18 protein-coding genes are annotated in these 19,839 nt (G+C 69.4%); 10 read left to right on the top strand and 8 right to left on the bottom strand.

What is annotated here, in order from left to right:
* The first annotated feature begins 12 nt into the window (after positions 1 to 12).
* Positions 13 to 1,179: a low temperature requirement protein A gene (locus tag A4R44_RS13055; RefSeq protein WP_067580184.1), complete on the top strand. Its 1,167-nt coding sequence runs from the start codon at positions 13 to 15 to the stop codon at positions 1,177 to 1,179.
* 30 nt (positions 1,180 to 1,209) lie between these two features.
* On the opposite strand, the gene A4R44_RS13050 is transcribed toward A4R44_RS13055, so the two are convergent.
* A complete protein-coding gene (locus A4R44_RS13050; protein WP_067579600.1) occupies positions 1,210 to 2,025 on the bottom strand; it encodes an alpha/beta fold hydrolase in 816 nt (271 codons plus the stop codon).
* A gap of 82 nt (positions 2,026 to 2,107) precedes the next feature.
* Between A4R44_RS13050 and A4R44_RS13045 the strand changes: the two genes are divergently transcribed.
* Positions 2,108 to 2,584, top strand: coding sequence for a pyridoxamine 5'-phosphate oxidase family protein (locus A4R44_RS13045; protein ID WP_067579597.1), 477 nt, complete (start codon positions 2,108 to 2,110; stop codon positions 2,582 to 2,584).
* 385 nt (positions 2,585 to 2,969) lie between these two features.
* On the top strand, positions 2,970 to 3,347 hold the full coding sequence (locus A4R44_RS13040) for a VOC family protein (protein ID WP_067579595.1): 378 nt from the start codon (positions 2,970 to 2,972) through the stop codon (positions 3,345 to 3,347).
* 348 nt (positions 3,348 to 3,695) lie between these two features.
* Here A4R44_RS13040 and A4R44_RS13035 read toward each other — a convergent pair whose 3' ends face one another.
* On the bottom strand, positions 3,696 to 4,826 hold the full coding sequence (locus A4R44_RS13035) for a steroid 3-ketoacyl-CoA thiolase (RefSeq protein ID WP_067579593.1): 1,131 nt from the start codon (positions 4,824 to 4,826) through the stop codon (positions 3,696 to 3,698).
* Positions 4,827 to 5,081: 255 nt separating this feature from the next.
* Between A4R44_RS13035 and A4R44_RS13030 the strand changes: the two genes are divergently transcribed.
* From A4R44_RS13030 to A4R44_RS13020, 3 genes are all read left to right on the top strand, one after another.
* Entirely contained in the window at positions 5,082 to 6,308 is a 1,227-nt protein-coding gene (locus A4R44_RS13030; protein WP_067579591.1) for a cytochrome P450, read from the top strand.
* 66 nt (positions 6,309 to 6,374) lie between these two features.
* Positions 6,375 to 7,160, top strand: coding sequence for a transglutaminase family protein (locus A4R44_RS13025; protein ID WP_067579589.1), 786 nt, complete (start codon positions 6,375 to 6,377; stop codon positions 7,158 to 7,160).
* Positions 7,161 to 7,203: 43 nt separating this feature from the next.
* Positions 7,204 to 8,238 (top strand): YhjD/YihY/BrkB family envelope integrity protein, encoded by a 1,035-nt coding sequence (locus A4R44_RS13020; protein WP_067579587.1) that lies wholly within the window; start codon positions 7,204 to 7,206, stop codon positions 8,236 to 8,238.
* A 32-nt stretch (positions 8,239 to 8,270) separates the two neighbouring features.
* Here A4R44_RS13020 and A4R44_RS13015 read toward each other — a convergent pair whose 3' ends face one another.
* Genes A4R44_RS13015 through A4R44_RS13005 form a run of 3 tightly spaced genes read right to left on the bottom strand, consistent with a single transcriptional unit; the run spans position 8,271 to position 11,473 of the window.
* On the bottom strand, positions 8,271 to 9,434 hold the full coding sequence (locus A4R44_RS13015; protein WP_067579585.1) for a thiolase domain-containing protein: 1,164 nt from the start codon (positions 9,432 to 9,434) through the stop codon (positions 8,271 to 8,273).
* On the bottom strand, positions 9,431 to 10,483 hold the full coding sequence (locus A4R44_RS13010; protein ID WP_067579583.1) for a thiolase domain-containing protein: 1,053 nt from the start codon (positions 10,481 to 10,483) through the stop codon (positions 9,431 to 9,433). Before A4R44_RS13010 ends, A4R44_RS13015 begins: the two co-directional genes overlap by 4 nt.
* Positions 10,484 to 10,489: 6 nt before the next feature.
* Entirely contained in the window at positions 10,490 to 11,473 is a 984-nt protein-coding gene (locus tag A4R44_RS13005) for a Zn-ribbon domain-containing OB-fold protein (RefSeq protein ID WP_067579581.1), read from the bottom strand.
* An 81-nt stretch (positions 11,474 to 11,554) separates the two neighbouring features.
* On the opposite strand from A4R44_RS13005, the gene A4R44_RS13000 reads away from it, so the two are divergent.
* A complete protein-coding gene (locus A4R44_RS13000) occupies positions 11,555 to 13,084 on the top strand; it encodes an acyl-CoA synthetase (protein WP_067579579.1) in 1,530 nt (509 codons plus the stop codon).
* Between the two features lie 258 nt (positions 13,085 to 13,342).
* On the opposite strand, the gene A4R44_RS12995 is transcribed toward A4R44_RS13000, so the two are convergent.
* Positions 13,343 to 14,131 carry a crotonase/enoyl-CoA hydratase family protein gene (locus tag A4R44_RS12995; RefSeq protein WP_067579577.1) on the bottom strand — a complete coding sequence of 263 codons (789 nt, stop codon included), beginning with the start codon at positions 14,129 to 14,131 and terminating at the stop codon, positions 13,343 to 13,345.
* 65 nt (positions 14,132 to 14,196) lie between these two features.
* Here A4R44_RS12995 and A4R44_RS12990 point away from each other — a divergent pair, with 65 nt between their 5' ends.
* Entirely contained in the window at positions 14,197 to 15,792 is a 1,596-nt protein-coding gene (locus A4R44_RS12990) for an acyl-CoA synthetase (protein WP_198545265.1), read from the top strand.
* A gap of 8 nt (positions 15,793 to 15,800) precedes the next feature.
* Positions 15,801 to 16,907: a nitronate monooxygenase family protein gene (locus A4R44_RS12985; RefSeq protein WP_067579573.1), complete on the top strand. Its 1,107-nt coding sequence runs from the start codon at positions 15,801 to 15,803 to the stop codon at positions 16,905 to 16,907.
* 3 nt (positions 16,908 to 16,910) lie between these two features.
* Here A4R44_RS12985 and A4R44_RS12980 read toward each other — a convergent pair whose 3' ends face one another.
* Entirely contained in the window at positions 16,911 to 17,804 is an 894-nt protein-coding gene (locus A4R44_RS12980) for an alpha/beta hydrolase (protein ID WP_067579571.1), read from the bottom strand.
* Between the two features lie 61 nt (positions 17,805 to 17,865).
* On the opposite strand from A4R44_RS12980, the gene A4R44_RS12975 reads away from it, so the two are divergent.
* The gene (locus tag A4R44_RS12975) at positions 17,866 to 18,327 is read left to right on the top strand and encodes a MarR family winged helix-turn-helix transcriptional regulator (RefSeq protein WP_067579569.1); all 462 of its coding nucleotides are present in this window, start codon (positions 17,866 to 17,868) and stop codon (positions 18,325 to 18,327) included.
* 512 nt (positions 18,328 to 18,839) lie between these two features.
* Here the strand turns inward: A4R44_RS12975 and A4R44_RS12970 are convergent.
* On the bottom strand, positions 18,840 to 19,649 hold the full coding sequence (locus tag A4R44_RS12970) for a serine protease (RefSeq protein ID WP_067579567.1): 810 nt from the start codon (positions 19,647 to 19,649) through the stop codon (positions 18,840 to 18,842).
* Positions 19,650 to 19,839 lie beyond the last annotated feature (190 nt).

Raw genomic sequence — 19,839 nt, 5'->3', positions numbered from 1 at the left:
GCCGCCGTGATCATGAAAACCGAGGAACGCCACGCTTCCTGGCTTGAGCTTTTCTTCGACCTGGTCGCGGTCGCCGGCGTCGCCCAGCTTTCGCACCTCGTGCGCGGAACGACTTCCTGGAGCGACGCCGGCCTCTACGTCGTGTGCTTCCTCGCGTTCTGGACCGCGTGGATGTGCTTCACCGTGTACGGCAACGTCACCGGCGAAGCGGCGCACACGATGCCGGTGCTGCTGGCGATGGCCGGGCTCGTTTTCATGGCCGGCGCGGTGCACGACCTCGACGAGCACGCCCAAGCCTTCGCGATCGCTTACGTCGCGGTGCGCGGTCTGGCGAGCCGGGTGTGGGAGGGCCGGGAGAACACCCGGATCATTGTCGAATGGCCGGTCGTGCACGCCGGGATGGGCGTGGTGCCGTGGTTCGTTTCGTTCTGGGTCGACGCGCCCGGGAAGTACCTGCTGTGGGCGCTGGGGCTGGGGATCGACCTGGTGGCCGGGCTGACCATGTCCGGGGAGCGGGTCGCGGCCAGGATGACGGAACGAGCCACCCAGTCCAGGCGGCCGGTGCCGGGGCTGGCTTTCGCGCACTTGGACATCGCGCACTTCGGCGAGCGGCTGGGGCTGTTCACGATCATCGTGCTGGGCGAGGGCGTCCTGACCGTCACCGAGGCGGCGACGGAGGTCCCGGACTGGGCCGGACCGTTGTTCTGGACGGTTCTCGGGGTGCTGGCGCTGCTCGCGGCATTGTGGGGCGCGGCGTTGTTCCAGGGCTTCGGCGGGATTCCCTACTTGTCGCACACTGCCTGGGGGCCGCGGGCTCTGCTGCCGGTGCATTGCCTGGTGGCCGGGTTGCTGGCGGCGCTGGCGGCCGGGTTCGGGGATGTCGTGGAGTCGGTCTCGCCCGGGCACGTCGCCGCGGGGACGCGGTGGCTGCTGTGCGGCTGTGTCGCCGCGTTCACGATGGTGGGCGTCGCGGCGCGGGTGGCCTCCAAGATGTGGAAACGGTGGGATTTCGTCGCGGTGCTCGCCGGGCTGGGGATCCCGGCCGGGCTGGGATTTCTCGGCGGGACGCTGACTCCGGCGCGGTTCCTGTGGGTCCTGGTCTTGGCGATCCTGCCGGGGCTGGTGCGGGAGTTCCCGCGGCGCCGGCGGGCTGCCGATCCTGGCGCGGAAGGTGCGTGAGGGAGTCCCTCGTGGTTCCCGCACGGACCTTCAGGCGCCGGCGAGGAGATCCTTCAGCGCGGCCGCGAACTTGGCCGGATTGCGCTGCGGCGCCAGGTGCGCGCCCGGCGTCTCGGTGAAGGGCAGCCCGAGTTCGAGCGCGAGGATTTTGGCGGGCTGGTAGTGGTACCAGCCGCGGCTGCCCTCCCCGGCGACCGGCACGATCTCGGTGTTCGTCCGGCGCAGCGCGCGCAAGTCCGGCAGGTAGTCGAAGAACTCGGTCAGCTCGCGGTCGAACAACCGGAGCCAGTCGCCCTCGTTCGGCAGCCGCAGATGCGGCAGGTCGGGCAGCGCGGCTCCGGCGATCCCGTCCGCGAACCGCGTGACCGCGCCCATCAGATCACCCGAACGGGCCAGCCGGACCTGCGCCGCGGCGGCCTCGAGAATCCCCTCGGCGTCCGGCATCAGCTGGATCGCGGGCGGTTCGTGCGCGACGAACGCGGCGACCCGGTCCGGATGCCGCGCGACGAGATCCAGCCCGATCAACGCGCCGGCACTGGTGCCGAACATCGCGACCGGCCCGCTCCCGCCGACGTGGTCGAGAACCGCGAGCGCGTCGTCCGCCTGCAGCGGCACCGGAACGGGTCCGGTGGTGGTGTCCGTGCTGGAGAAATGGCCGCGCCGGTCATAGGTGATCACGGTGAAGTCCGTGCGCAAAAGCTTGACCAGCGCCCGGAACGAGTCCGCCGCGCCGGTCCCGCCGGGGACCAGCAGCAGCCGCGGCCCCTCGCCGGTCGTGCGGACGGCCAGCTCGCCGCCCTCGACCGGACAGCGATGCTCGGCAGTCTCCGCGTCTTCCGCGATCATGCCGAGAGTCAAGCACAACCCGGGTCACCCGATCGCTTCCGGGACGCCGGTTTTTGTCGGTGGCGGGTGCGAGACTCCGGGAATGACGAGTTGGGATGAGTTCAGTGCCGCCGCCCCGTCACTGGCCTCGCGCGTACGGGCCCGCTTCGCCGCCGCGGATTCGCACGTCTTGGCCACCCTGCGCAGCGACGGTTCGCCACGGGTGAGCGGTTCGGAGATCGACTTCCGCGACGGCGAGGCGTACGTCGGGTCGATGCTCGACGCCCGCAAGGCCCGCGACCTCCAGCGCGACGACCGCTTCGCCCTGCACGCCTGCCCCGGCATCGAGGAAGGCGGCGACGCGAAAATCGCCGGCCGCGCGGTGGAGATCACCGACCGGGCGGAGGTCGCGCGCATCCAGGAGGGCCAGGAAAGCCACCTGTTCCGGCTGGATCTGCGAGAGGCCGTGGTGACGTGGGTGGAGGACAACACGCTGTGGATCGAATCATGGCATCCGGGCAGCTGGGTGCGGTTCGCGAGGCCGGACAACGGTCCCGCGGTGCGGACCGAGCTGGGGTGATGGGGGAGGGGAGCCCGCTCCGCTCCCGATGACGGCGCTCGCGGCGCGGGTCGTCAGGAGGGGCGCTGGAGAGAGGGGGAGGCGTTGAGGACCGCTGGAGCGCTGGGGCCATTGGAGACAGGGGGAGGCGTTGAGGACCGCTGGAGCGCTGGGGCCATTGGAGACAGGNAGGGGGAGGCGTTGAGGACCGCTGGAGCGCTGGGGCCATTGGAGACAGGGGCAGGCGTTGAGGACCGCTGGAGCGCTGGGGCCGATGGGGAGAGTGGGAGGCGTTAAGGAGCGCTGAGAGCCGCTGGGAAGCGCTGAGGACAGGGCGCGGTGGCGGACCGGGGAGAAGGCTGGAGATGTGTGGAGCGAACAGTGCGATGAGCCCTAGCCTGGGCCGATGAAACTCACGTCCACTGTGCTCGACGCGCCCGACCCTCGCGCGCTGGCCGAGTTCTACCGGGAGTTGCTCGGGTGGCCGATCGGCGCCGATGAGCCGGAGTGGGTCACCTTGCGGCCGTCCGGTGGCGGGGCGGGGCTGTCGTTTCAGCGGGAAACGCGGTACGTGCCGCCGGTGTGGCCCGCCGGTGCCGGGGAGCAGCAGATGCAGTTGCACCTCGACTTCGAGGTCGACGGCCGCGCGGCGCTGGAATCCGCGGTCACGAAGGCGGTCGCCGCGGGTGCTCGGGTGACGGAGTTTCAGCCGCAGCAGCATGTGCGCGTGCTGCTGGATCCGGCCGGGCATCCGTTCTGCTTCTGGACGGACGACCGGCCTTAACCAGCACCGCACCGGCGGCGGAAAGCTCCCGGCGCTGGCGTGCCGCGGCTGCGCCGTCGAACCGGTGGGCTTTCCGCGTGAGAGTTTGCTTGCCGCAACGGAACTGGTGCCAGCGCGGCACGTAACCGGCCAGACCCGGGCTGCCTGCTCAGTTCCGGTTTGTCGCAGCAGCCACGCCCAACTGGCTCCGCCCGGCTTCGAGGTCGCCGCTGTGGCGATGCTCCGTCGGCTCCGCTCGGCTCGCCGTTCGTCGCTGTGGCGATGCTCCGTCGGCTCCGCCCGGCTCCCCGTTCATCGCTGTGGCGATGCTCCGCTTCCCGTTTGCCGCGGTGGCTGTGCCCCGTCAGCTCAGATCCGCTCCAGAATCGTCGCGGTAGCCATCGCCCCGCCCGCGCACATCGACACCAGCGCCGTCGTCGCGTCGCGGCGTTCCAGTTCGTGCAGCGCGGTCGTCAGCAGCCGCGCGCCGGTGCTCCCCACCGGGTGCCCCAGCGCGATCGCTCCGCCGTTGACGTTCACCCGTGTCTCGTCCGGATTGTGCACGCGCTGCCACGAAAGCACGACCGACGCGAAGGCCTCGTTCACCTCGAACAGGTCCACGTCGCCGATCTTCATCCCGGCCGCGTCGAGAACCCGCGTCGTGGCCTGGACCGGACCGTCCAGGTGGTAGTACGGCTCCGCGCCGACCAGTGCCTGCCGCCGGATCCGCGCACGCGGGCGCAGGCCGAGCGAGCGGGCCAGCGAGGCGTCCATGATCAGCACCGCCGCGGCGCCGTCGGAGATCTGGGACGACGAACCCGCCGTGTGGATTCCGTCCGGCACCACGGGCTTCAACCGCGCCAGACCCTCCATTGTGGTCTCCCGCAGCCCCTGATCCCGGTCCACCGCACCGGCTTCCGTCGTGACCGGCACGATCTCCCGCGAGAAATGCCCAGCCGACCACGCGGCGGCGGCGTTGGTCTGCGACCGCACTCCGAACGCGTCGACGTCCTCGCGCGTGATGCCGCGCCGGATCGCGATCCGTTCTGCCGCACCGTATTGGTCCGGCAGGTCGATCGACCACGCGTCCGGCTTGGGGGAGCCGACGCCCTCGCCGCGGTTCGCGCCGAGGGGAACTCGGCTCATCGCTTCCGCGCCGCACGCGACGCCGACGCTGATCGCGTCCGCCGCGATCAAGCCGGCGATCAGATGCGCGGCCTGCTGCGCCGAACCGCATTGCGCGTCGATCGTCGTGGCTCCGGTCGATTCCGGCAGGCCCGCGTGCAGCCAAGCGGTGCGGGTCAGATTGCCGCACTGCTCGCCCGCCTGCGTGACCGCTCCGCCGATCACCTGCTCCACCTCGGCCGGGTCGATGCCCGCCCGTTCGACCACCCCGCGCACCGCCGCGCCCAGCAGTTCGGCCGCGTGCAGGCCGGACAGCCAGCCGCCGCGCTTGCCGATCGGCGTGCGTGCCGCGGCCACGATCACCGGTTCGCCCACGAGTGTCCCCTTCCGGAAGCTTCCTACCCGCAAAACTAGAACACGTTCCTGTTAATGACAAGCGAACGCACGGCAGCGCGGAAGTCGATCACGAAACGATGAGCGTGCGCTCACCTGCGCCAACGACTTCTGGAACGGTAAAGTAAACAGGTTTCACTCAAGCGGGTTCCACTGGTTAACACCGTATGCTCTACTGGGGTCATAGAACGCGTTGCAGTTGGGTATCACCGCCGATCCCGCGCAGGAGGCCAAGCCGTGGCAGCTCCGCTTTTGCCCGCCGGTTTCGACTTCACCGATCCGGACCTCTACGCCAGCAGGCTGCCCCTGGAGGAGTTCGCCGAACTCCGCCGCACGGCGCCCGTCTGGTGGAACCCGCAGCCGCACAACACCGCCGGATTCGGCGACGACGGCTACTGGGTCGTCACGCGACACGCCGACGTCAAGGCGGTCTCGCGCGACAGCGAGCTCTACTCGTCGAGGGAAAAGACCGCGATCATCCGGTTCGACGACCAGATGACCGCCGAGGGCCTCGACGCCAACCGGCTCGTCCTGCTGAACATGGACGCGCCGCAGCACACCAAGCTCCGCCGCATCGTCTCGAAGGGGTTCACCCCGCGCTCGATCGCCAAGCTTGAGGACACCTTGCGCGAGCGCGCCGAGCGGATCGTGCACGAGGCCAAGAAGAAGGGCACCGGCGACTTCGTCACCGACGTCGCGTGCGAGCTGCCGCTGCAGGCGATCGCCGAGCTGATCGGCGTGCCGCAGGAGGACCGGCTCAAGATCTTCGACTGGTCCAACCAGATGATCGCCTACGACGACCCGGAATACGACCTCGAGCCGATCGCCGCGTCCGCCGAACTCGTCGGCTACGCCTGGAACATGGCCGAGGACCGCCGCCGCTGCCCGATGGACGACATCGTCACGAAGCTCGTCCAGGCCGACGTCGACGGCGAATCGCTCGGCTCCGACGAGTTCGGGTTCTTCGTGATCCTGCTGGCCGTCGCGGGCAACGAGACCACCCGCAACGCGATCACGCACGGCATGAAGGCGTTCCTGGACCACCCGGACCAGTGGGACGTCTTCAAGGAGCAGCGCCCGAAGACCGCGCCGGACGAGATCGTCCGCTGGGCGACGCCGGTCGTCGCCTTCCAGCGCACCGCGACCCGCGACACCGAACTGGGCGGCGCGCGGATCCGCGAGGGCGACCGCGTCGGGATGTTCTACAGCTCGGCCAACTTCGACCCCGAGGTCTTCGACGAACCCGGCAAGTTCGACATCCTGCGCGAGGACAACCAGCACGTCGGCTTCGGCGGCACCGGTTCGCACTACTGCATCGGCGCGAACCTGGCCCGGCTGGAGATCGACCTGATCTTCAACGCGATCGCCGAGGCGATGCCGGGCATCGCCGAGGTCTCCGCGCCGGAGCGGCTGCGTTCCAGCTGGCTCAACGGGATCAAGCACTACCAGGTCCGCTACGCCTGAGCAGGCGAAACGCCCGGGGACGCGAGCTGACCGGCAAGGAGCGCGACGCACCGGCATGATGGCCCCGTGCGCACGACGGTAGACGCGGAATTCGGCGTCCGGGTGACGAAACCCGGCCTCGCCGCGATCTCGGTCGCCGCCGTGCGCGCGGACGCCGGCGAACTCACCGTGTCCGACGCCGGTTCCGCGCGCACCGCCGAGTTCGAACACGGCACCCGCGCGGAGGTGTACGACCTCGCCGAGGGCGAGCATCGCGTCGCCTATCACGGCGAACGCGTGCTGCACCGCGGCAATGCCGAACCCGTCACGCTCGCCGACATCGCGCGGTACACCCGCCCCAGCCGGTACTGTCCGTGCGACCGGATGGGCGGGCTGCTGCCGGCGGGCATCGGGGATCTGGACGGCGCGCGGGCGCGAGTGCAGGCGATCGTGGACCACGTACACGGCAGGCTTGCGTACGTCGTCGGCTCCGGCGACCCCACCCACGACGCCATCGACACGCTCCTCGCCGGCGAAGGCGTCTGTCGCGACTTCGCGCACGTATGCGTCGCACTGTGCCGACTCGTCGACGTGCCCGCGCGCTACACGTCGGTGTACGCGCCGGGTTTGCAGCCGATGGACTTCCACGCGGTTTTCGAAGCAGGCATCGACGGCCGCTGGTACGTCTTCGACGCCACTCGGCTGGCCCCGCGCCAGTCCATGCTCCGCATCGCGACCGGACGCGACGCCGCCGACACCCCGTTCCTCGCGACGCTGGGCTGCGAACTGGACTTCCTCGGCGCGACCGTCTTCGCCACGACCGACGAGCCGCTGCCGCGTGACGACGGGCACGCCCCGGTCGTACTGGCTTGAATGCGTGTCTTTTGCGACAAACAGCGCGTCCGCTGGGTAAACAGTGACGGTGAAGCGTTCCCGCAAGACCCCTGGGCCGAGTAAGTGGGCCCGCGCGCGTGCCCGGTACCGATGGCTGGACCACATCGCGCGCGCCACCAACCGGTACATCGACTACGGCGGCTACCACTACGTCGCGTCGATTACTTACTTCAGCCTGCTGTCGCTGGTGCCGATCCTCATGCTGTCGTCGTCGGCGGCCGGGTTCGTGCTCGCCACGCAGCCGCATCTGCTCGACGCGCTGGTGCGCGGCATTTCCGGCACGCTCCCCGGTCCGATCGGCGCGCAGGTGTCGTCGATCCTGACCGGCTTCGTGGAGCAGCGCACCGGAGTCGGGGTCGCCGGTCTGGTCGTGGGCCTGTACTCCGGCTGGAACTGGATGAACGCGCTGCGGGACGCGCTCACCGCGATGTACGGCCAGAACCGGTCCGAGGAGCCGCTGCTGCGCACGATCCTCATGGACGTCCTGGCGCTGCTCGGCCTGGCCGCGGCGCTGCTGGTGTCGTTCGGGATCTCGGTGTCCGGCACCGCGGTCGGCCGCTCGCTGCTCGGGCTGGTCGGGGTCGAGGACACGAGCTGGGGACACAACCTGCTGTCGTTCGTCTCGGTGCCGCTGGCGCTGCTCGCCGACTGGCTGGTGTTCCTGTGGGTGCTCACCCGGCTGCCGCGCGAACGCGTCGGCTGGCGCAGTGCGATGCGTGGCGCGGTCGCCGCGGCGGTGGGCTTCGAACTGCTCAAGCTGGCCGGCGGGTTCTACCTGAACCTGATCAGCAAGTCGCCTTCCGGCGTGGCGTTCGGTTCGGTGATCGGTCTGCTGTTCTTCATCTCGCTGATCGCGCGGATGCTGATTTACATCACCGCCTGGACCGCCACCGCGCGCGACGCTCCGCGCAAGCCGATCCAGCCCCCGGCGGCGACGCAGCTGCGGCCGATCATCGTGCCCAAACAACACAGCGGGAAGGCGGCGGTCCTGGGGGCGATAGTGGGGGCGTTGGGGGCGGCGGTCGCGTTGCGAAGGGGGCGGCGAAAGGACTCGTGAGCGTTTGTCCCGGTTAGAACCGGGACAAACGCTCACGAGGGCTTTGCTGCCCCCACCACCCACATGCTGTAGTACTGCGAGCCGCCGCCGTAGGCGTGCCCCATCGCGATGCGCGCACCGTCCACCTGATAGTCGCCAGCGCGGCCCATCACCTGCTTGGCCGCCTCGGAGAACCGCAGCATCCCGGAAGCGCCAATGGGATTCGACGACAGCACGCCGCCGGACGGGTTCACCGGCAGCCGTCCGCCGATCGCGGTTTCGCCGGCTTCGGTGATCTTCCAGCCCTCGCCTTCGGCGGCGAAGCCGAGGTTTTCCAGCCACATCGGCTCGAACCAGGAGAACGGCACGTAGATCTCGGCAACGTCCACTTCGGACAGCGGATCGGTGATGCCGGCGTCGCGCCACAACGCCGCGGCTGCGTCGCGGCCGGCTTGCGGGCTGACCTGGTCGCGTCCGGCGAACGTCGTGGGCTCGGTCCGCATCGCCGTCGAATGGATCCACGCCGCACCGCCTGGCACGGCGTCTCCGGCGGCTTCGTCGCCGAGCACCATCGCGCAGGCGCCGTCGGAGGACGGGCAAGTCTCGTCGTACCGGATCGGGTCCCACAGCATCTGCGAGGCCTGCACCGACTCGACCGTGATGTCGGCCTGCTGCAAGTGCGCGAACGGATTCAACGCGCCATTGCGCCGATCCTTCGCCGCCACGATCGCCCCGATGTGCTCGGGCGCGCCGGAACGGCGGATGTAGGACCGCACGTGCGGCGCGAAGTAGCCACCGGCGCCAGCGCCGACCGGCATCTGGAACGGCGGCAGAATCGACAGGCCCCACATCGCGTTCGATTCGGACTGCTTCTCGAATGCCACCGTCAGCACGCGCCGGTGCACGCCGGACTGGACCAGCGAAGCGGCGACCAGCGCCGTCGAGCCGCCGACCGAGCCCGCGGTGTGCACGCGAATCAACGGTTTCCCGTTCGCACCCAATGCGTCCGCGAGGAACAGCTCGGGCATCATGACGCCCTCGAACAGGTCCGGCGCCTTGCCGATCACGACGGCTTCGATGTCGTCCCAGCCGACCTGGGCGTCCGCCATCGCGCGGTCGATCGCTTCGCGGAGCAGACCGGCCATCGACACGTCGGTGCGCTTCGCGCGGTGGTGCGTCTGCCCGGTCCCGAGCACCGCGGCGAGCTGTTTCGTCATCGTGCCTCCAGCACGGCGAGGAGGTTCTGCTGCAGGGCGGGTCCGCTGGTCGCGTGGGCGAGCGTCTTGGCCGCCTCGCCGCGATGGATGCGCGCGGCGGCCTCGCCGATACGCGCGAGCCCGGCGGAGAACATGGGATTCCCGGTGAGCGCGCCGCCGGACGGGTTGATCCGGACGCGGTCGTCGAGACCGAGTTCGCGGCGCAGGATGAGTTCCTGGTGCGTGAACGGCGCGTGCAGTTCGGCCAGTTCGACGCCGTCGAGATCCAGCCGTGCCGCGGCGATGGCGGTCGACGGGGAACGCGTGAGGTCGCGCGCGCCGAGGACGGGGGAGTCGATGCGGTGCTCCAGTCCGGAGATGATCGCGGGCCGCTCCACGAGGTCGCGGGCCCGTTCCGCGGACGCCAGGATGATCACCGACGCACCATCCGTCACCGGCGCGATGTCGTGCGCGCGCAGGGGATCAGCGACATACGGAGTGTCGAGCAGTTCGGCGACGTCCACGGTTCCGGACAGCTGTGCGGCCGGATTGTTCGCCGCATCCGCCCGCGAACGGGCAGCGACTTCGGCCAAGTCCTTTTCGGACCACAGCCCGCCGTCAAGACCCAACCGTGCTTGCAGGCCGGCGATCGCCAGCGAGTCCGGCCACAGCGGAGTGACGAGGTACGGGTCCAGCTGCATCGCCATGACCCGGCGGAGCTGTCCGGCGCTGGCTTTGCCGAAGCCGTACACGAGCGCGGTGCCGACCTCGCCGGTGCGGATCTTCAGCCACGCCTCATACAGCGCCCAGGCGGCGTCCATTTCCACATGGGACTCGTTGATCGGCGGGAACGCGCCCAGCGCGTCCACCGCGGCGATGAACGAAAACGCGCGCCCGGCGAGGTAGTCCGACGATCCGGAGCACCAGAATCCGATGTCTTGTTTGGACAGTCCGGTCGCGGCGAAGGCCTCGGCGAGGATCGGCACGAGCATTTCCACGCCGTTGGTGGTGCCCTCGGTCTTGCGGACGTTGGGCGCCTGCGCGAAACCGGCTACGGCTACTTCAGGCATGGTTCCTCACAGGTGGTGGGCGAAGGTCTCGTACGCGGCGTCCGGTTCGCCGGTGGGCTCGAAGTGGCTGATGTTCTCCAGCGACGTCCACCATTCCTCGCGCGGCCGCCAGTTGGCGCGCACCCGCATGCCCATCCGGACCTCCTCGGCGGCACAGCCGAGCACGAGGTGCAGGAAGGCGATGTCGGCCCCGTCGAGCAGGATGTACGCCGCGACGTACGGCGGTTTGATGCGCTGGCCGAGGAACGGGACGTTGACGATGCAGAACGTCGTGACGATGCCGGTGTCGGGCAGTTCCACCTCGTCGGTGGTCGGCACGCCGTCCACCGGGCACGCGCCGCGCGGCGGGATGTAGACCTTGCCGCACTCGGGGCAGCGCTGGCCGAGCATCCGGCCTTCGGCGAGGCCGCGCAGGTACCGGCTTTCCTCCGGCGACGCGGAATGCTGGTATTTCAGGTGCACCGGCGTGATGATCACGCTGACCGGCGCGCCTTCGTCGCGCTTCGCCACCGGCGGGGGAGCCTCGGTCGGCGTGGTGTCCGGCGCGCCGGAGGGCAGGAAGTACGCGATGTCGCGGATGTGGCCGACGGTTTCGTCCGCCCACCGCACGCGCACGCGTTGTCCGATGTGGACATTGTCCGGGGAGCCGGCGTCGAGGGCGTGCAGCAGACTGGTGTCCGCGCCGTCGAGTTTCACCAGCACCCAGGCGAACGGACGCGACAGCGGCTGGCCGTCGAGCGGATCCGCGCACCAGGACCAGGAAACGACAACGCCTTCCGCGGCGACCGGGACGAACTCCGTCAACGGGTCCGCGGCGGCCGGGTCGTACTCGACCGGCGGCACGTGCACGCGTCCGTCGCTGCCGCGCACGCCTTCGATCCGGCGTTCGCGCAGCGCGTTGACGAATCGGCCGAGCACCGGGCCGGTCGAACGGGTGTAGTCGAAGCCGACGTTGAGCGGCGCCGACAGAGGGGCATCCGAAACCGTCACGACTTCGAGTGAAACACGTTCTCGAATCCGAGGCAAGGAACCTGTTGTGTCTATGTGGAACGCGTTCTAGATTTGGGAACTATGGACCTGGGACTGTGGACCATCGCCGCGGCCGAGCCCGCCCGGGTGGCGCTGGTGGATCCGGACGGGCGGGAAATTTCCTACGGCGATCTGACGGCGAAAGCCAACCGGTACGCCTCGGGGCTGCGCGAACTCGGCCTCGGCGTCGGCGATGCGGTGGTGCTGCTGCTGCCGAACGGCGACGACCTGGTCGCGGCGTACTTCGCGGCGATCCAGACCGGGCTGTACGTGGTGGTGGTGAACTGGCATCTGGTCGGACCGGAAGTCGCGTACATCCTCTCCGACAGCGGAGCCAAGGCGTTTCTGGCGCACGAGCGGTTCGCCGAGGTCGCGGTGGCCGCGGCCGACGAAGCCGGACTGCCCGCTTCGGCGCGGTTCTCGGTCGGCTCAGTGCCTGGCTTCCGCCGCGTCGAGGAGCTGGGCGCGGGGCTGGGCGAGGGGCGGCCGGACAATCGGACCGCCGGGTCGCCGATGCTCTACACCTCGGGCACGACTGGGCGGCCCAAAGGCGTCAAGCGGCCGTTGACCGGGGCGGATCCGGATCAGGTGCCTGCTGCTTCGACGTGGTTCTTCGGCGTGTTCGGGCTGCGGCCGTTCGACGAGCACGTGCATCTGTGCGGGTCGCCGTTGTATCACACGGCAGTGTTGAATTTTGTGGCTATTTCGCTGCAGCTGGGGCATACCGCGGTGCTGATGGACCGGTGGGACGCCGAGGAAATGCTGCGGCTGATCGAACGGCATCGGGTTACGCACAGCCATATGGTGCCGACGCAGTTCCGGCGGTTGCTTGCCCTGCCGGAGGAGGTGCGCGGGAAGTACGACCTGAGCTCGCTGCGCGTGATGATCCACGGGGCCGCGCCTTGTCCGCTTGAGGTCAAGCGGCAGATGCTTGAGTGGTGGGGGCCGGTTGTCACCGAGTATTACGCGGCGACCGAAGGCGGCGGGACGGTGATTTCCGGCGAGGACTGGTTGCGGAAGCCGGGGTCTGTCGGGTTGCCGTGGCCGGGGTCGACGATCCGGATTCTTGATGACGGCGGGCACGAGGTGCCGGTCGGCGAGACCGGTGCGGTGTACATGAAGATGGGCGATTCCAAGTTCGAGTACCACCGGGACAAGGCCAAGACGGAGAAGGCTCGCGTCGGGGATCTGTTCACGCTGGGCGACGTCGGGCATCTCGACGAGGACGGGTATCTGTTCCTGCACGACCGCAAGGCCGACATGATCATTTCCGGCGGGGTGAACATCTACCCGGCGGAGATCGAGGGCGAGCTGGTGATGCATCCGAAGGTGGCGGATGTGGCGGTGTTCGGGGTGCCGCACGAGGATTGGGGGGAGGAGATCAAGGCCGTCGTGCAGCCCGCGGACGGGGTTGAGGGGTCGGCTGAGCTGACGTCCGAGCTGCTCGCGTATGCGGAGACTCGGTTGGCTCGGTTCAAGTTGCCTCGGTCGGTCGACTACTTGCCGGAGCTGCCCCGGGATCCGAACGGGAAGCTTTACAAGCGGAAGTTGCGGGAGCAGTACGTGTCGTGAGGTGGGGGCCACCACCCCGAAGCTTGAGTGTTTTTGGCTTCGTATCGGGGTGGTGGGGGTGTGGGTGCCTTGATGGGCCGGGTGCGTTGGCCGCGGTTGGTGGTGGGGGTGCACGGTGTGGGTGGGTGGTTGCGGTGGGGTTCGCGGGTGGCGGTTTAGCGCCCCAGTGTGGCGTTGGGTGCGTGTGACGCACTGAATGCCAGTGAGGGGAACCCTGCGGGAATCGGATTCCCGCAGGGTTCCCCTCACATACGTCGGTCAGCGGGCTTGGAAGTGGGGTTTGCGCTTTTCGGTGAAGGCTTTCGGGCCTTCCTTCGCGTCGGCTGAGGCGAAGACTTCGATGCCGTACTTGGCGTCCAGTTTGAAGGCTTCTTCCTCGTGCATGGCCTCGGTGTCGCGGATGGTCTTGAGGATCGCGCGTATCGCGAGCGGGCCGTTGTCGTTGATCAGTTCAGCGAGTTCCAGCGCGCGAGCCAGCGCTTGACCGTCGGGGACGACGTGGCCCACCAGGCCGATGTCGCGTGCCTCCGCGGCGGTGATGTGCCTGCCGGTGAGGAGGAGGTCGGCGGCGACGGTGTACGGGATCTGCCTGGGCAGCCGCACGGCCGAGCCGCCCATCGGGAACAGGCCCCAGCGGGGTTCGGAGACGCCGAATTTCGCGCTCTCCGCGGCCACCCGGATGTCCGTGCCCTGCAGGATTTCCGTGCCGCCCGCGATGGCGGGGCCTTCGACGGCGGCGATGAGCGGTTTGGTGAGGCGACGGCCCTTCAGCAGGCCCTCGATGCGGCTCGGGTCGAAGGAACCGTTCGAGAACGACTTGCCGGGGGCGTTGCGGGACATGGATTTCAGGTCCGCGCCCGCGCAGAACGCGCCGCCGGCGCCGGTGAGGACGCAGCTGCGCACCTGGTCGTCGGAATCCACCCGGTCCCAGGCCTCGACCATGATCGAAAGCATTTCGCCGGTGAGGGCGTTGCGGGCTTCCGGGCGGTTCATCGTCACCACGAGGGTGCGGCCTTCGAGGCTGACGAGTGCGTGGGGTTCGGCCACCGGGGCCTCCTTCTCAGCTGGCCGGGGTCATTGCCCAGAACGATAACATGTTCTACTTTGGGTGCGTGGCACTCAACATCGCGGATCTACTCGAGCACGCCGTCGACGCCGTGCCGGAACGCGTCGCGGTCGTGTGCGGCGGACGCCAGGTCAGCTTCGCGCAGCTGGAGAAACGCGCGAACAAGCTGGCCCACCACCTGGCCGCGCACGGCGTGGGACCCGGTTCCCACATCGGTGTCTATTCCCGGAACTCCATCGAGGCACTGGAAGTCATGTTCGCCGCGTACAAACTGCGCGCGATCGCGGTGAACGTGAACTACCGCTACGTCCACGGAGAACTCCGCTATCTGTTCACCAATGCCGACCTGGTGGCGCTGGTGCACGAGCGGCGCTACTCCGACCGGGTGGCGGCGGTGCTGCCGGAAACGCCAAAACTGAAACACGTTGTAGTCGTCGAGGACGGTTCGGACACGCCGTACGAGACGGGCGTCGAGTACGAGTCGGCGCTTGAGGGCGAGTCGGACGAACGCGACTTCGGCGAGCGCAGCGCCGACGACCTGTACATCCTCTACACCGGCGGCACCACCGGTTACCCCAAGGGCGTGCTCTGGCGGCACGAGGACATCTGGCGCGCGCTGGGCGGCGGCATCAACTTCGTCACCGGCGAGTACGTGCCGGACGAATGGACGCTCAGCGAGCAGGGCAAATCCGGTTCGCTCGTGCGGCTGCCCGCCGCGCCGCTGATCCACGGGGCCGCGCAGTGGGCCGCGTTCGGTGCGCTGTTCACCGGCAGTCCGGTGGTGTTCGTCCCGCAGTTCGACGCGCACGACGTGTGGCGTGCGGTGCAGGAACACAAGGTGCAGGTGCTGACGATCGTCGGCGACGCGATGGCGCGGCCGCTCGTGGAGGCCTATCGCTCCGGCGATTACGACGCGTCGTCGCTGGTCGCGGTGTCGAGCCACGCGGCGCTGTTCTCGCATTCGGTGAAACAGGAATTCCTGGAGATGCTGCCGAACGTCGTGATCACCGACGCGATCGGTTCCTCGGAGAGCGGGTTCACCGGAATCGGCATGGTGGGCAAGGATTCCGACCATTCCGCCGGGCCCCGGGTGAACTTCGGCAAGGACGCGATCCTGCTCGACGACGACGGGAAGCTCGTCGAACCGAAACCCGGCGCGATCGGGCTGATCGGCCGCCGCGGCCACGTCCCGCTCGGCTATTACGGCGACCCGGAGAAAACCCGCACGATCTTCACCGAAGTGGACGGCGTCCGCTACGTCGTGCCGGGCGACTACGCGCGCTACGAGGAAGACGGCACGGTCACGTTGCTGGGCCGGGGATCGCAGTGCGTGAACACCGGCGGCGAAAAGGTGTATCCGGAAGAAGTCGAGGGCGCGCTGAAATCGCACCCGGACGTTTTCGACGCACTGGTCATCGGCATCCCGGACGACCGGCTCGGCCAGCGCGTGGCCGCCGTCGTCCAGCCGCGTCCCGGCGTGCGGCCGGATCTGGCCGCGCTGGAAGCGCACGTGCGGACTGAGGTCGCCGGGTACAAGGTGCCGCGGACGGTGTGGCTGGCCGAGGAAATCGGCCGTTCGCCGAGCGGGAAGCCGGATTATCCGTGGGCCCAGCGGTACGCCGCCGAACACGAACCCGCCTAGGAGGGCGCATGCGCACATCGTTGTGCGACCGGTTCGGCATCGAGGTGCCGATCTTCGGATTCACCCCGTCGGAACACGTCGCGGCCGCGATCAGCCGCGCGGGCGGCATGGGCGTGCTGGGCTGCGTCCGGTTCAACGACGCCGCGGAACTCGACGCGGTGCTGTCCTGGATGGACGAAAACACCGGCGGAAAGCCTTACGGCGTCGACATCGTGATGCCGGCGAAGATCCCGTCCGAAGGCACCCAGACCGACCTGAACGAGCTGATCCCGCCGGGGCACCGGGAATTCGTCGACAAAGTGCTGAAGGATCTCGCGGTCCCGCCGCTGCCTGACGACACCGGCGAACGCGCCGGGGTTCTGGGCTGGCTGCACTCCGTCGCCCGGTCCCATGTGGACGTCGCGCTGAAGCACCGGATCAGCCTGATCGCCAACGCACTGGGCTCGCCCCCGGTCGACGTGATCACCCGCGCCCACGAGGCGGGCGTCCCGGTGGCGGCCCTCGCGGGAAAGGGCTCGCACGCCGTGCGGCACGTCGACAACGGCGTGGATCTCGTTGTCGCACAAGGACACGAGGCAGGCGGCCACACCGGCGAGATCGCGACCATGGTGCTGGTCCCGGAGATCGTGGACGCGGTCGGCGACCGCGCCCCGGTCCTGGCGGCCGGAGGAATCGGCTCCGGCCGCCAGGTCGCCGCCGCACTGGCCCTTGGCGCGTCGGGCGCGTGGATGGGCTCGTACTGGCTCGCGACCCAGGAGTACCTCCAGACGATGCCCGAATCGGAGGCGATGCAGAACGCACTGGTCGCGGCGACCTCCGCGGACACCGTCCGGACGCGGATCTACACGGGCAAGCCCGCCCGCCTGCTGAAGACCCGCTGGACGGAGGCCTGGGCGGCGCCGGGTGCGCCGGAACCGTTGCCGATGCCGTTGCAGAACCTGCTGGTTTCCCACGCGCACAACCGGATCCACGCCGCGGCGGACCCGTCGGTGGTGTCGATGCCGGTGGGCCAGATCGTCGGCCGGATGGACCGGGTCCGCCCGGTGGCCGAGGTGCTGGCGGATCTGGTGCGGGGATTCGACGAGACGCTCTCCCGGCTGGACAAGATCCGCTGAGCTTCAGGCGAGGCGCTGCTTGATGAAGAGGGCGGCCCGGTCGAGGGCTTGTCCCGCTTCGTCGAGAGTGTCGGTGAAGGCGTGGAACACGTGCGGGACGTCGGCGGTGATGTCGAGGATCACGTCGACGTCCGCCTCGCGGGCGCGTTCCGCCAGCCGGACCGAGTCGTCCAGCAGGACCTCGTTCGTGCCGACCTGCAGCAGGACGGGCGGGAAGCCGGTCAGGTCGGCGTGGACCGCCGGGGCGAGGAGCGGCTGGGCCGGGTCCGCGCCCGCCAGGTACAGCTCGCCGGTCTCGCCCATGCTTTCCCGGGTGAAGAAGGGGTCGGCCTCCTCCTTCGTCACCAGGGACGCTCCGGAACGCGTGTGGTCGAGCCCCGGCGAGAACGCGACGATCCCGGCGGGCATCGGCAGCCCCGCGTCGCGCGCGGCGAGGGTGGTGGTGACGGAGAGACCGCCGCCCGCGGAGTCGCCGGCGAAGACGATCGAGGACGGGTCGTTGTCTGCCAAGAGGCTGCGGTAGGCGGCGAGACAGTCTTCGATCCCGGCGGGGAACGGGTGCTCGGGTGCGAGCCGGTAGTCCAGCGAGAGCGCGCGGATTCCCGTGCGCAGGACCAGATTCGCGGTCAGTCCCATCGCGGTCCGCGGTGAGCCCAGCGAGAACGACCCGCCGTGGAAGTACAGGATCGTGCCCGGCCGCGGCGTGCCTGTCGGTTCGACGAGGACGGCCGGTCTCCCGGCGAGCGTGGCCGGAGTTTCCCGATGCCCGGCAGGCACGGGGCACTGGCTCATGAACGCGGCGAACCCGGCTCGCATCTGGTCGATCGAAGCCGCTTCGGGCTGTTCCGGCGCGTTCCGCAGCTTCCCGGCGATCGCGCGGCGCTGTTCCCTGCTCATCTGCTCTCCTCAGGATTCCGTGGAAGTATATTCCTAGGCATATAATGCTAGACTATATGCCATGGAAGGTACTTCGGCGAACGAGGAGCTCTTCGACCATCTCGTGCGCTGCGAGACCCGGATCTACAACGCGCTGACGGAGGGACTCAAGGCCGGGCACGGCATCGGCGCGGCGCAGTTCGAGTTCCTGCAGTACCTGGGACGGCATCCGCAGTCGCGGGTCGCGGACCTCGCGGTGAATTTCGCCGTCGGGATCGGGGCGACCAGCAAGGGCGTCGACCGGCTCGAAGCACGCGGCTGGGTGCGCCGGGTGCCGAACCCGGAGGACCGGCGGTCGTCGCTCGTCGAGCTGACCCCCGCCGGGCGGGAGCTGACCGAGGCGATGGAGCAGACGTTCCGGGAACAGCTCGACGTGCTGATCGGCTCGGTGGTGGGGGAGGCCCGGGCCGCGGCGGTCATCGCGGTGCTCGCCGAGCTGCGCGGGGTGCTGGAGGAGCGTGGGGTCGGGCTTCCCGCGGGTTAGGTCTCGCGGCTTCTGCTGGCGGGCTCCCGGGTCGATCGGCGCTTGCCGCATTCCGGCACGGTGGAGGAGCGGAACACGGCGACTCCGGGCGAGTTGCCAGCGCGGCATCGCGGGCTTCGTCCCAGGGGGAGGTTCGCGAGCCGCACCCGCGAGCATCCGAACGCGGGCCCAGCCGAGACCCGCCTCAGTGCCCTCCTGGCGCGCTGCGTCCGGGAGGTGCCGTAGCTTTCCTGGTGTGCTGCGCCCGGAGCACGCTGCGGCTTTCCTGGTGTGCTGCGCCCGGAGCACGCTGCGGCTTTCCTGGTGNGCTTTCCTGGTGTGCTGCGCCCGGAGCACGCTGCGGCTTTCCTGGTGTGTTGCGCCCGGAGAGCGCCGTAGCTTTCCTGGTGCGGCGCGCCCGGAAAACGCCGCAGCTCTCCTTCCGCGACTTCTGCGAGGCGCCCGGCACAACGCCGCACAAACCGGGTGCGGAACCCCAGCGGAGTCCCGCACCCGGCTGCGTCACGCAGGGGTCAGATCTTCCCGGCCGCGGCGGCGATGTCGGAGGCGAACGTGCTCACCTCGGTGTACACGCCGGGAGCGTGGGCGCGGGCGCAGCCGTCGCCCCAGCTGACGATGCCCACCTGGATCCATTCGCCCGCTCCGTCCCGGCGGAACATCGGGCCGCCGGAGTCGCCCTGGCAGGTGTCGACGCCGCCGGTGTCGAGCTTGCCCGCGCACAGTTCGGCGTCCGGCTTCAGGTCGGCGTAGTCGCCGCCCTGGGACTGACACGTCGAATCGTCCACGAAGGGGACCTCGGCCTTCAGCAGGTAGCGCTGCTGCGCGCCGCCTTCCTGGGCCGCGCCCCAGCCGGCGATGGTGAACGTGCCGGAGTTGTTGTCGGCGTTCTTCGCGATCGGCAGGGCCGGGATGCCGCTCACCGGGCTCGCCAGCTTGATCAGCGCCCAGTCGCCGCCGGTGGAGTCGTAGGTCGGGGAGCGGTAGACGTAGGTCGAGCGGACCTTCTTCGCGCTCGAGTCCTGCAGATCGACCACGCCGAACGTCGCGGTGATCGACGAGTCCGCTCCGGTGCGGTCGACGCAGTGCGCGGCGGTCAGCACGATCTGGTCGGTGTACAGCGCGCCGCCGCAGCCCATCGAAAGCCGGACCATCCACGGGAATTCCCCTTGGCTGGCGCGAGTCCCGCCGACGACCTGAGGCTCCGCGCCCGGCGACGGCGGCGTCGACGCCACGGCGGGCGTCGCGAATCCGGCGGCGGCCGCGAGTGCTGCCGCGCCCGCCAGTACTCGCGTGAGCATGCTGAAGTTTCGCTTGTCGGCCAAGGGGATGGTCCTTCCGGTGTCCACTGTGGAGCTTCCGCTCCCGGGGCGGGGAGGTGTCGTGCGGTGACGAACCGACTACACCAGAGCGGCGGTAAGTGGACAACCAACTTTCTTCGGATCTTTCGGATCCTTCACCGGATCCGGCGGATTCCGGCGCGGGGGCGACGATAAAAAGCGGCCTTGACCTGGG

The organism is Amycolatopsis sp. M39 (genome assembly GCF_001651785.1).
Taxonomy (GTDB): domain Bacteria; phylum Actinomycetota; class Actinomycetes; order Mycobacteriales; family Pseudonocardiaceae; genus Amycolatopsis; species Amycolatopsis rubida.
The sequence above is the reverse complement of the archived record's forward strand: the minus strand, read 5'-3'. Positions and strand labels throughout refer to the sequence as shown.